Raw genomic sequence first — 12,633 nt, 5'->3', positions numbered from 1 at the left:
TCAACTTGCCCGCCGCAGGAATCAAAGCGGCGGGCGAGTTACTGATTCCGCGGGAGAGGAGAACGGAAGGGAAATGCAGCGACACCGTACGAGAGCCGCAATACTGTCGACGATTTTTATGGGATTGGGACAAATATATAACCGCCAATTCATCAAAGGACTTATCTTTTTGGCTGTGGAAGCTGTTGGTGTGTATTATTTTATCGGTCATCTGGGCCGGGCCTTTTGGGGTATGGCTACACTGGGGGATTCGGGCAGTCATTTTGAGAAGGTTAAAGGGATAGCCAAGCTGGTTCCCGGAGATCACTCGATTTATATCCTCATACAGAGCTTGATTACCCTGCTTATTCTTATTGTTGTGCTTCTTGCCTGGTACTTGAATATTAAAGATGCTTATAAGACTGGCGCGGAACGCGAAGCTGGTCTTCATCCGAATACGTTTAAACAAACGATTCGCTATATACTCGACTATAAATTTGCTCAAACTTTTCTGATTCTGCCGGGTATCGGTATCCTGTTCTTCACCATTATGCCGATTATCTTCATGGTCATGCTGGCGTTCACGAACTATTCTGCACCGAATCATTTGCCGCCGGCCAAGCTAGTGGATTGGGTAGGTTTTGAAACTTTCAAGAATCTGCTTGTACTAAAGACTTGGAGCCACACCTTCTATGGTGTATTAGCCTGGACGATCGTTTGGGCGGTATTGTCAACGGTAACTACATATTTCGGTGGTCTGCTGGTAGCATTATTGGTTAGCCAGAAGGGCATCAAATTTAAAGGGATGTGGAGAGTTATTCTCATCGTTCCTTATGCGGTGCCGCAGTTGATCTCCCTGCTCTTGATGCGCAACCTGTTCAACGGACAGTTTGGACCGATCAACCAGTACCTCGGATATTTCGGTCTAGGCGGACTGCCTTGGCTGACGGATCCATTCTGGGCCAAAGTTACGGTTATCATCGTTAATATGTGGGTGGGTATTCCGGTATCTATGCTGCTGATTATGGGTGTACTGACAACTATTCCGCGCGATATGTATGAAGCTGCCGAAGTGGATGGAGCCTCTGCATATCAGAAGTTCCGTATCGTTACGCTGCCGATGATTCTGTTCTCCACCGCACCGACACTGATTGCTCAGTTCGCGGGCAATATCAATAACTTTAATGCGATCTTCCTGCTTACGGGCGGGAATCCGGTTAACGGTAATTACCAATATGCCGGATCAACAGATCTATTGGTCACCTGGCTGTATAAATTGACGCTGGATCAGAACAAAAACAACATGGCTTCAGCGATAGGGATTATTATCTTTGTCATCGTGGCATCCTTCTCCCTGTACAATTACCGCCGAACCAAATCATTTAAAGAGGAGGACATGATTCAATGAGCGGACGTAAACTCGGTAACTTTATTCGTTTGACGGGAAGTTACATCATCCTGATTGCTCTGGCGATCGCTGCGGTCTATCCGGCGCTCTGGATTCTGCTTGCTTCCTTCCGGCCCGGTAAATCCTTGTACAGTAAGACACTCATTCCTGAGCATTTCACGTTGGAGCACTACAAAGAATTGTTTACCTCACCGGTCTACATGTTCGGAACCTGGTATGGCAATACACTGAAAATTGCGATCTGCTCGATGCTGATCGGGGTTGTCCTTACATTGCTGACCGCCTATGCGGTATCCAGATTCCGGTTTAAAGCCCGTAAAACAGCACTCTCGACAGTGCTGATTCTGGGGATGTTCCCGGGCTTCATGAGCATGATCGCTATTTATCTGCTGCTTAAGGAATTCCATCTGCTCGATACGCATCTGGCACTCATTATCGTGTACGCAGCCGGGGCGCCGCTCGGTGGAACCTTTATCGCCAAAGGTTACCTCGATACCATTCCGCGTTCACTGGATGAAGCGGCCCGGATCGATGGTGCCAGCAACTTCGGCATTTTCACCAGAGTCATCCTGCCGTTGTCGCGTCCGATGATTACCTATATGGCACTGACACAGTTCGTCGGCCCATGGGTAGATTTCATTTTCGCCAAGCTGATTCTGCGTACCAAAGAGAACTGGACAGTAGCTGTGGGTATGTGGGATATGGTTAACAGCCAGCAGAACACAAACTTCACCTTGTTCTCGGCAGGTGCTGTAATGATTTCGATTCCGATTATGATCTTGTTCGCATTCCTGCAACGCCTGCTTGTAGACGGATTAACGGCAGGAGCCAGCAAAGGTTAATTGATGTAGTAAAGCTTGAACAACAGGGGTACAGCCTTTATGCAGTATTGAAGGTCTGTACCTTTATTTTGTCATGGGGAGAAAAGGGAATGAGAAGAATACAACTTGTTCAAATGAAGTCTGTTGGAGTGAAGCTGTTTGCCATTTTATTCTTGACCATTGTCCTGCTGTCATCCGTTCTGGGTTTAACCTCATATTATGCAGCCAAAGGAATCATTACGAGTGAAGTAGCGGCGGCTTCTTCGCAGTCTGTGGTCCAGGCAGCGGACAAGTTGGATTTTTTGTTCGCCGAGTATGAAGCGCTTTCTAGACAATTTGCTGTAGATCCTGTACTAAAGGCCGATATGGAGCTGGTGAATAATCCATCTGCGGGGACCGTGCAGAAAGTGGCCGCTGAAGACCGCATCCGCCGAAAGCTGGATTCAGTAAAAGGCTCGGACGACCGGATGTATGGAATTCGGCTGGTCTCCAAAAGCCTGGTCGATGTGGAGTCTTACAAATCAACCGGTACCAGCTCGATCCGGAAGGATGAAGGCGTTGAGAAACGTCTGAAGGAGATTGAGAGTGCTAAGGGTAATCCAGTCTGGTTCCCTGTACGGCCTAAGGGCTTCTTCGATTCCTACGGTGAGCCTTCACTAACTATGGGCAGGCTGCTACGGAATATGAAGCATCCCGAAGCAGAATATTACATGCTCATTGAGATTAAAGGGAAAGCGCTGACCGATGTATTGTCCAATCTTCATATTGGAACCTCCGGTGTGGTGCGGATTCTGGATACGGAAGGAACGATCACTTACAACACGAATGTTGCTTTGCTTGGACAGCCTTCGTTTATAAAAGTGAGCAAGGAACAGACCAAAGCGGAGGAACACTCCTTCACAGCCAAGGATGAGCAGGGGGATCCTCAGCTTGTCGTATATCAGCCACTCGAAACAGCAAAATGGACCATGCTGGGCTATGCACCAGTCAGTGATTTTACGAAATCAGCCAATAAACTTCTATACATAACGTTATCTGTTGTATTGGCTGCCGCTTTAATCGCGGTGTTGATGGGTTTCTTCCTGGCGCGGTTAATCGGCGGTCCGCTTCACAAGCTGGCAGATCTTATGGAAGAAGGCGAGAAGGGCAATCTCCAGGTGCGGACGAACTTTAAGAATCAGGATGAAATCGGCCGTCTTGGTCATAGCTTTAATCGGATGATGGAGCAGATATCACTGCTTGCCGGTCAAAGCGGATCATCTGCCAACGAAGTTCTGGCTACCTCGGAGCAGCTTGTGAAGGCTTCCAGCACCACCTCGCTCCATGCAAGGGAAGTAGCGAATGCAACAGGCGATATCGCGCTAGGAGCTGCGAGTCTCGCGGCTGAAGCGGAGAAGAGTAACGAAAGCGTAGAGACGATGGGCCACAAAATGACTGTGGTATCCGGCATCAATGAAGTGATGGACACCTCCGCCGGCAAGGTGATTGAGGTCAGCGGCCAAGGATCAGAGCTGATGAAGGAACTGGTGGAGAAAAGCGAGACCTCACTGTCAACGATGAATCTCATCGTCCGGCATACAGATGAACTACGGCAGAGCACCCATCTGATCCGCAGTATCCTTGCCCCGATGATCGATATGAACAAGCAGACGAATATTCTCGCACTTAATGCCTCTATTGAAGCGGTCCGTGCGGGAGCCGCAGGCCGGGGATTTATTGTGATCGCGGATGAAATCCGTCAGCTCGCCAACCAGTCCAGTCAATCCATTCAATCCGTCTCACGGATTACCGATGAAATCGGCCACCATATCGAGAATACAGTGAAGGTGGTTCATGAGGCGGCCCCGCTGTTCCAGGAGCAGATTCATTGCGTCCGGGAATCCTCTACTATATTTGAGAGTGTAAAAGAGGAAATGGAGCATTTTATCAACCATATCGGTGAATCCTCAGCCGCAATCTCGGAGCTGGTCGAGTTCCAGCAGCAATTAGGTGAGTCGATGGCCAGCGTCAGCTCAGTTGTTGAGCAGACCAATGCTGCTACGCAAGAAGTAGCTTCTATGTCTTCCCAACAGTTTATCGTCAGTGAAGAGCTGGTCGCCTTGTCTGCGAAGCTGGAAGGACTGGCGGAATCCCTGAAGCAGTCGCTTGTATCGTTCAGTGGATGAGTACATTGCAGTTGAGCCGATACTTCCTGATAAAAGAACGAATTACACTTTGCGTTTATCCAATTAGTATCAAATTAAAACCATGAACCGCCAAAATGCTCCCCATAGCGAGACAGGTTTTCGTTATTTCACCTGTCTATTGTATGGGGAGCATTTCATTTGGCGCTTGGGTCACCCTTTTTATCCTATGGCACATCATTACCCTTGCACACCATCACGTTTCCGGAAAAAGGTCCTCAAAGCCTGGTACACTTCTTTTTTATCCTTGATGACATAATGCATGAATTGTTCGTGTTTGACGTGGCGGTAGGCCGCCATGAGGGTGCTGCTGCGGTTGTACTGGTTCACTTCCCCATAGCCGAACATATTGCTGCGCTTCAGCAGCTCCGCGATCAGCTTCACGCAGCGTTCATTGTCAGAACTCAGGTTATCGCCATCGGAGAAATGAAACGGATAAATGTTGTATTTGGATGGCGGATAGCGGGAATCAATAATCTCCAGTGCTTTCTGGTAAGCGGAGGAGCAGATCGTGCCGCCGCTTTCACCCCGGGTGAAGAAATCATGCTCGGTGACCTCTTTCGCCTCTGTATGGTGGGCAAGGAACACGATCTCCACCTTCTCATACTGGCGGCGCAGAAAGCGGGTCATCCAGAAGAAGAAGCTGCGTGCGCAGTATTTTTCGAACGTGCCCATAGAACCTGAGGTATCCATCATGGCGATGATCACGGCATTGGAGTGAGGGACGGTAATATCATCCCAGGTTTTGTAGCGCAGATCGTCGGGGCTGATGCCGTGAATGCCGGGCCGTCCCGCGCTTGAATTGCGGCGCAGATTCTCCAACAGGGTACGCTTTTTGTCGATATTGGACATCATTCCTTTTTTGCGGATGTCGTTGAAGACGATGGACTGGACCTCAATCTCCTCTTTATCCTTCGGCTTCAGGTGCGGAAGCTCCATCTCCTCGAATAGGATATCCTCCAGGTCTTCCAAGTCCACTTCGGCCTCAATCGTGTCCTGTCCCGGCTGATCCCCGGCCTTCTCTCCTTTGCCCGGACCGGCAGATGAAGGCTCGCGGCCCAGAACATCGCCCACCTGACTGTCTCCATCACCTTGACCAACATGCTTCTGCTTACGGTAATTATAGATGATCCGGTACTCATCCAAACTGCGGATCGGCACCTTCACAATCTGCCTGCCGTCCGACATGATAATGTTCTCTTCGGTTACGAGATCTGGCAAATTATCTTTAATGGCGTCCCGGACCTTCTGCTGATGACGCTCCTGATCCTGATGGCCTTTCCGGTGCAGGGACCAGTCTTCCTTGGATACAACGAATGTGAAGGGCTGCTGCGGTTGCATGTCTGACCACCTCCCAAGAAATATAATTCCGTACAGGCTACTTCAAAGTGCAGGTTGTAACTAAAGTATATTCATGGGGATGGGGGATATGTGATAATGCCGGAATGTCTGCCCCATTCGCTGCAATTATACGGCAGCGTGCATCCCGTTTGTGCCTATACTACAATAGGAGTTACATTGAATAAGAGAAGGAGCAGCTACCTATGACAGCAACCTTGTTTACAAATGGCGTTCTGCCGTCATCCAGTAAGATTGCGGGAGATGCAATATATGTTGAGAACGGGCGAATTGCCGCTATCGGGGACGGCCGTGAACTAGCCCTGCAATTGTCCGGCAAACCGTATCATACGGTGGATTGGGATGGGGGTTATGTACTTCCCGGCCTTGTAGATGCGCATCTGCATCTGGGCATGCACGGATTGAAGCTGGACATGCTGGACTTCACTGGCGTTACTTCGAAGGAAGAGATGCTGGAAATGATCCGCAGACGGACAGAGGTAACTCCGGCAGGGGAATGGATACTCGGTCTGAACTGGAATGAGAACGAGTTCCAGCCTGCTGAAGCACCGAATATGACTGAACTTGACGCTGTAACGGACAAGCATCCGGTTTATCTGACACGGACTTGCTTTCATGCTTTTCTAGCGAACAGCGAAGCTTTCCGCAGGGCCGGGATTACCGAAAGTACTCCTGATTTCGCCTCTGGTGCTTATGGAAGGGACAATGCCGGTCGTCTGAACGGCTGGATCTATGAGGATGCTTCCGAACCGTTTGCCGCTGTGCAACCGGTGCCGGATTATGCCGCCTTGAAAGCAGCCATGAGACGCGCCTATAAGGACGCCCTGTCACTAGGGCTGACCGCTGCCCACACTGAGGACTTACGGCTGCTTGGCAGCGTAGATACTATGCTGCGTATTCATAGGGAACTCCGGGAGGAAGGGCTGCATTTCCGCACCCATCAGCTACTGTATTATACATATCTTCAGGAGGTAGAAGAGCTGGGGCTTCAGCCTGGATCAGGCGACGAGTGGTTACGTCTGGGCGCTGTGAAACTGTTCGCTGACGGTGCGATCGGCGGTCGTACGGCTCTTTTGGAGGATCCATACAGCGACGCTCTGCATACCTCTGGAATCGCGATTCACACCCAGGATAAGCTGAATGAAATTGTGGCTTCCGCCAGAAGAATGTCCTTTCCTGTGGCTGTCCACGCCATCGGGGATGCGGCTGCCCGCATGACCCTTGAGGCGATGAAGACAGCAGCATTACCTATGGATGCACCGCTGCCTGACCGCTTCATCCATGCCCAGGTTCTGAATGCTGGACTTGTGGAGAAAATGCGGAGCCTCCGGCTCATCGCCGATATTCAGCCGCGTTTTGTGGCAAGCGATTTCCCCTGGGTACTAGACCGCGTTGGCTCGGCAAGAACAGATTATCTATACGCGTGGAAAAAACTTCTGGATGCAGGCATACTTTGCGCGAGTGGCAGCGATGCTCCAATCGAACCGCTGAATCCGTTCCTGGGCATGCATGCTGCCGTAACCCGCCGCAAACCGGGGGAGACGCACGAAGGATATTTGCCACAGGAGAAGTTGACCACTGAGGAAGCCATACGATTGTTCACTGCTGGAAGTGCCGCCGCAGCCGGTGAAGACAATCTAAGAGGAGAACTTGCTCCAGGCCACTATGCGGATTTCACAGTGATAGACCGGGATGTGTATAAGGATTCAGAGGAGTTGCTGAAGGTCAACGTTAGAATGACGGTGGTGAACGGAGAGACTTCCTATCGGGTCTAGGGTTTAGCGGGTAAGGGTACTTTAATATGTCAGTGCTAGTACACCTATGAAAGAGGGTAATGTAATGTAATGTAATGTTAACCCTGCAACCTTGGTTAAGACGAACACGTTTATATATGTAGTACGACAGAATTCACTATGCATCTATGAACAGGAGGTATTCAGATGAGAACAAGATACGTATTGCCTGTAATTGTCGCATCACTTGCTAGTCTGTTGCTGCTGTCTTCCTGCGGAGGGGATCATCCGGTTGCAGCTCCAGGTCAAGAGAATCCTCCAACTGCAACGGCATCCGCATCCGCATCACCATTGCCTACTGTAACCGCCAGTCCGGCACCTTCCACAGAACCTCCTGCTGAAGAACCAGTGGTAATTCAGGGTAGCGGTACTTATATAGGACAGATTGATAATCACTCGGTAGAAATAGAAACGGAGGAAGGACCTACTGCGTTTGAACTTGGAGCCGGAACCGAAAGTGTTCCGGAGACACTTCAGATGAATGATCCAGTTGTGTTTGAGTTCGTGGAGAAACTAGTAGGTAACGATGACACTTTGAAACAACGCATCCTGTCCAAGCTTTCGCTGTCAGAAGAAGATAGTGGGGGGGCTGCCGGGGAGGTTGAACTGCCGCAGAACATGACCATGAAATTGAATTTGGAAGGCAATGTTGAAGATAAGGTTGCCAAACTTGCCCATGGTGACGGATATGCCCTGTATGTGCTTGATATCCTAACGTTTGATCAGGACCAGAACCGGTTGTTTCTGACGATTGATAAGGACTATTATGCCGATATTATCAAGCTGCCTTCGGATTTCAATCTGGATTATTTGAAGCTGGAAGGACAAGAGGAACTGGCGAAGACAGGGAAGGTGAGTGTGATTACTGAAGTGGACAGACCGGATTCCATGTCGGATGCCAGACTGTTTCTGTCAGCTACCGGAAAGGGCAGCATTATGAAATATATAGTGAAGGAAATCGACGGACAGGGTTATATTTTCAAGCTTCATATTCCTATGGGTGATGCACTCGAAGGGTTCCCGCCGCATGTCTATTCTTCGCTTAATTCGATCGTAAACCAATAGTAGATTGGATAATTGAATTAAAGGGCTGTTTCAAGTGCCGTTAACGGCCTGAAACAGCCCTTAGTCATGTGGGATGCGTTTATACCGTTCCCGCGTTGATGAGTATTGCCGCAATTAATAACATGAAGAACAGAATGACGACTCCATTGAGAATCGTACCGATAATTGCCAGTACTTTCTTCCGGTTGCGGATAATAAGTCCGATAATACCGAGAACGACTCCCACGACATTCAGTGCGGCCAGTGCCAGCACGGCAAATCCCAAGAACATAATCGACTGTGAGGCGTCATTGGTCATTTCACCGAATTCATTCATAATGGAACTGGCCATGGCAAAGACGGTAATTATAGTAATGACGTAGCCCAGAATGGAGACGATGGAGATGACAAAGGAAGCGATACCCGGGCCGGAATGCTTCAGGTTATACTTCGATTCGTACGGGAGGGAAGGTTCAAGCGGATCTGATTTCGACAAATAATTATCATCCATGTAGTGACACTCCTTCAGCAGATAAAAGTAACAGGGTACATGCTCACTTTTTCATAAGACGACATGAATTGCAACCCCCCAATTGGAAAATATATAAAAGCGCGGCTGGAAAAACAGTCCTGCAATACGTTAAGATAAAAAGACCTTCCGTTCGGGGATGGAACACCATGCTATAGGCAGCATTTAAATGAAGGAGATGTATACCATGCAGCGTACGTTTCTGGCTTGGGGATCTTTACTGGCGATGCTTTCAGTAGCTATTGGGGCGTTCGGTGCACATCTGCTGAAGCCGATGATTGGTGAAGACGCTATGAAGGTGTATGAAACCGGTGTGCAATACCATATGGTACATGCGCTCGGCCTTATCCTAATTGCCCTTATAGTGGGCCAGTGGGGAGAAAGCTCCAGACTCAGGTGGTCTGGCAGGCTGCTGATATCAGGCATTATACTCTTCTCGGGAAGTCTCTACGTTCTTAGTATATCCGGCATCAAGGTGCTCGGAGCAATCACACCGCTGGGCGGTATTTGTTTTCTTGCCGGCTGGTTACTGCTTGTATTGGAAGCTCTTTCCCGGAGAACGGATATGTAGCATCTGCTGCCATTTTATGAAAAAGAAAATTAATAAACAAGCACCCTGCTCATAAGGCAGGGTGCTTGTTTATTGTTGGTAGCGGAACTTACAAAAATTCGTCAATTTCGTTAAGTTTGAAGGTGTACACTTGCTTCTCATCCACATGATACACACTAAGTGTATTGGCCGCTTCATCGAAGTTAAGAATCCGGCATGGCATAGAAACTTGCTTCCCATGACGATTGGCTCTGATACGAACTAGCTGATTGTTCTGAACATATTTACGAATTTGGCCAAATACATCTGCAGGTCCCAACGCTGGCTCAGATTGCTTTGGCTGATTGGAAAGTTTAGATGAGGGTGGCTGATTTGTTTTGACTTGGGGATTGACCACTCTGTCCACAGGCGATTTGACCGGTTTGGGAGCAGCTGCCTCCTGCTGCTGCAAAGCAAGCTTCGCAGAACGGAGAAGGTTGTCGATCGTTCTTCCCATTTCCATACCGGAATTGATTTTGAAATCAGTTACTTTATCGTTGTTGTTCAACAGCTCGAGCAAAAGTTGCATGGCAAGCGGGTTGGTACGGGCATTAATTAGGATATCGACGTTGAATAGGTAGTTTCCGTCAGTGCTTTGAAGTCTCTTGTCCATAAGTCCCCCGGCTTAATTATTAGGAATGCGGTTATTTAGTATATAACCTTATCACTATTAAATCAATAACCAGACGATTTCACAAGTGACAAATAGGACTTGCGCTTTGCTATAAATTGTTTGTACAGGACTGCCATCCACACATTGTCAAGTGTTAAGGCATACACATACATCGTGTAAGCGAGAAGAGGAGGTGCTTTAATTTGGTTACCCTTGAACCCATCGTCGTAGGTGATCACATCATGCTTGGTGTGGAAGTCAAGCTGCCTAAGACAACACTACTTAGCATCAGCACAAGTAAAGGATACATTATGTGCGGAGCACTGGATATCGGACTGTTGAATGATCGTCTGGGCGACCGTCATATTATAGCCGCCAGGGCAGTAGGCGTCCGTACGCTGGAACAGCTGTTGGCCGCACCGATGGAGTCTGTTACAACGGAGGCTGAACATTTGGGCATACTCCCGGGTATGACTGGAGCAGAAGCTTTGCTGCGGATGGTCTGATAAGTCTCCGCGAAATAGATAAGCTTCCATTTTCAAGGAGCCTTAGGCTCCTTTTTTGCATGAGTTGTAGATCTTTGCATATATATAAGGATAAGCTGTGTCATCGAAGTTCATCCTAGGTAACAGGACGGGCATATCTCAACATTTCCTTGTTTCGTCTTGTACCCGGAAGGGTAAGATGAATATAGACCACTGCAGGGCAGAGCCGGGAAGAACAACGGGAAACCGGCTACACTATCGGATAAGGAAGGGATAAGATCATGGCTAAAGCTAAAGAAAACAATAAAGTAAACACAACATCACTGGAGCAAACCTTAAACCGTCAGGTGGCTAACCTGAACGTATTGTACGTTAAATTGCATAACTTTCACTGGTTTGTTAAAGGGGAACAGTTCTTCTCGTTGCATGTGAAATTTGAAGAATTGTACAATGATATTACACTCAAAATGGATGAGGTGGCTGAGCGTCTTCTGGGAATTAAAGGGTCACCGGCTGCTACTATGAAAGAATACTTGGAGCTTTCAACGATACAAGAAGCTACAGGCAAAGAAGACACCCGCGGAATGATTCAATCTTTAATTGAGGATTTCGCAACCGTGTCGGAGGAATTAACTGAGGGGATCGAATTGGCGGAAGAAGCCAGCGATCAGCCAACTGCAGATTTGTTCATTAAGATTCGTAGTGATCTGGAGAAGCAGCAATGGATGCTGCGTTCTTTCCTCGGCTGAGTATCCCGGTAAAGGGATTTCTATGGCTACGTTTACAATAAAGCCTCAGAAAGGAGGCTTTATTTTTTTGTCTTTTGGACAAGGGAATACGTTTGTAAAAAAGATTGGTTTGTAATAAACTTAATGAGAATCATTGATAATCACTATGATCTAATTTATAATAATTATAATGTGATACTCAGTATTACAATTAGGTCTACTTGTGCTGGCAACCAGGGACATCCTGTTTACAATACAGATACCGCTTTTGATTTCGCAAATCGAATAATGGAGGGAATACTATTTATGGCAGCAGAATTTGTTATCGAGGGACTGAAAGCGACAATTGAAGGGAAGGAAATTCTCAAGGGAATCAATCTGTCAATGAAAGGCGGAGAAATTCACGCGATTATGGGTCCCAATGGTACAGGTAAAAGTACACTTGCTTCTGCACTAATGGGTCACCCTAAATATGAAGTGACTGAGGGAACTGCAACGCTTGAAGGTGAGGATCTTTTGGAAATGGCTGTGGATGAGCGCGCACGTGCCGGTCTTTTTCTGGCGATGCAGTATCCAAGCGAAATTTCCGGAGTGACTAACTCTGACTTCTTGCGCAGTGCGATTAATTCACGCCGAGAAGAAGGAAGCGAGATTTCTTTGATCCGTTTCATTCGTCAAATGGAAGCGAAGATGAAGGAACTGGAGATGAACCCTGAGTTCCTGCACCGTTATTTGAACGAAGGTTTCTCCGGCGGTGAGAAGAAACGGAATGAAATCCTGCAAATGATGATGCTGGATCCTAAGATCGTAATTTTGGACGAGATTGACTCCGGCCTTGATATTGATGCACTTCGTATTGTAGCCGACGGTGTGAATTCCATGCGCAGCGAAGACCGTGGGTTCCTGGTTATTACCCACTATCAGCGGCTATTGAACTATATTAAACCTGATTTTGTACACGTAATGATGCAGGGTCGAATTGTGAAATCCGGAGGACCTGAGCTTGCTGAACGTCTGGAAGCCGAAGGTTACGAATGGATCAAAGAAGAGCTTGGCATTGAAGATGAGACTGTAGGACAGAACGCTTAAAACACACCGGGAA

The 12,633-nt window shown here is 48.0% G+C and carries 12 protein-coding genes; 9 read left to right on the top strand and 3 right to left on the bottom strand.

Features of this window, described 5'->3' with window-relative positions; all coding sequences use genetic code 11:
- Positions 1–73 precede the first annotated feature (73 nt).
- The 3 genes from ACAN55_RS12705 (at position 74) to ACAN55_RS12695 (ending at position 4,373) form a co-directional block, all read left to right on the top strand.
- Positions 74–1,387 carry a sugar ABC transporter permease gene (locus ACAN55_RS12705; protein WP_379132974.1) on the top strand — a complete coding sequence of 438 codons (1,314 nt, stop codon included), beginning with the start codon at positions 74–76 and terminating at the stop codon, positions 1,385–1,387.
- Entirely contained in the window at positions 1,384–2,229 is an 846-nt protein-coding gene (locus ACAN55_RS12700) for a sugar ABC transporter permease (protein WP_379132971.1), read from the top strand. Before ACAN55_RS12705 ends, ACAN55_RS12700 begins: the two co-directional genes overlap by 4 nt.
- A gap of 89 nt (positions 2,230–2,318) precedes the next feature.
- Positions 2,319–4,373, top strand: coding sequence for a methyl-accepting chemotaxis protein (locus ACAN55_RS12695; RefSeq protein ID WP_379132968.1), 2,055 nt, complete (start codon positions 2,319–2,321; stop codon positions 4,371–4,373).
- A gap of 198 nt (positions 4,374–4,571) precedes the next feature.
- Here the strand turns inward: ACAN55_RS12695 and yhbH are convergent, their stop codons facing one another.
- Positions 4,572–5,732, bottom strand: a complete 1,161-nt coding sequence (yhbH, locus tag ACAN55_RS12690) for a sporulation protein YhbH (protein ID WP_379132966.1) — start codon at positions 5,730–5,732, stop codon at positions 4,572–4,574.
- 203 nt (positions 5,733–5,935) lie between these two features.
- Here yhbH and ACAN55_RS12685 point away from each other — a divergent pair, with 203 nt between their 5' ends.
- On the top strand, positions 5,936–7,525 hold the full coding sequence (locus ACAN55_RS12685; protein ID WP_379132962.1) for an amidohydrolase: 1,590 nt from the start codon (positions 5,936–5,938) through the stop codon (positions 7,523–7,525).
- 165 nt (positions 7,526–7,690) lie between these two features.
- On the top strand, positions 7,691–8,608 hold the full coding sequence (locus ACAN55_RS12680; RefSeq protein WP_379132959.1) for a hypothetical protein: 918 nt from the start codon (positions 7,691–7,693) through the stop codon (positions 8,606–8,608).
- A gap of 79 nt (positions 8,609–8,687) precedes the next feature.
- Here the strand turns inward: ACAN55_RS12680 and ACAN55_RS12675 are convergent, their stop codons facing one another.
- Positions 8,688–9,098, bottom strand: a complete 411-nt coding sequence (locus tag ACAN55_RS12675) for a hypothetical protein (protein WP_379132956.1) — start codon at positions 9,096–9,098, stop codon at positions 8,688–8,690.
- 205 nt (positions 9,099–9,303) lie between these two features.
- On the opposite strand from ACAN55_RS12675, the gene ACAN55_RS12670 reads away from it, so the two are divergent.
- On the top strand, positions 9,304–9,687 hold the full coding sequence (locus ACAN55_RS12670) for a DUF423 domain-containing protein (protein ID WP_379132953.1): 384 nt from the start codon (positions 9,304–9,306) through the stop codon (positions 9,685–9,687).
- 88 nt (positions 9,688–9,775) lie between these two features.
- Here the strand turns inward: ACAN55_RS12670 and ACAN55_RS12665 are convergent, their stop codons facing one another.
- A complete protein-coding gene (locus tag ACAN55_RS12665) occupies positions 9,776–10,318 on the bottom strand; it encodes a hypothetical protein (RefSeq protein ID WP_379132950.1) in 543 nt (180 codons plus the stop codon).
- A 242-nt stretch (positions 10,319–10,560) separates the two neighbouring features.
- Between ACAN55_RS12665 and ACAN55_RS12660 the strand changes: the two genes are divergently transcribed.
- The 3 genes from ACAN55_RS12660 (at position 10,561) to sufC (ending at position 12,620) form a co-directional block, all read left to right on the top strand.
- Positions 10,561–10,824 carry a YunC family protein gene (locus tag ACAN55_RS12660; protein WP_379133283.1) on the top strand — a complete coding sequence of 88 codons (264 nt, stop codon included), beginning with the start codon at positions 10,561–10,563 and terminating at the stop codon, positions 10,822–10,824.
- A 260-nt stretch (positions 10,825–11,084) separates the two neighbouring features.
- Positions 11,085–11,552: a Dps family protein gene (locus tag ACAN55_RS12655; protein WP_379132947.1), complete on the top strand. Its 468-nt coding sequence runs from the start codon at positions 11,085–11,087 to the stop codon at positions 11,550–11,552.
- Positions 11,553–11,837: 285 nt separating this feature from the next.
- Positions 11,838–12,620: a Fe-S cluster assembly ATPase SufC gene (gene sufC / locus ACAN55_RS12650; RefSeq protein ID WP_379132944.1), complete on the top strand. Its 783-nt coding sequence runs from the start codon at positions 11,838–11,840 to the stop codon at positions 12,618–12,620.
- Positions 12,621–12,633: the final 13 nt, after the last annotated feature.

Origin of the sequence: Paenibacillus oryziterrae, from assembly GCF_042610485.1 — a bacterium.
Lineage (GTDB): Bacteria > Bacillota > Bacilli > Paenibacillales > Paenibacillaceae > Paenibacillus_AQ.
This window is presented reverse-complemented; position numbering and strand designations above follow the sequence as displayed.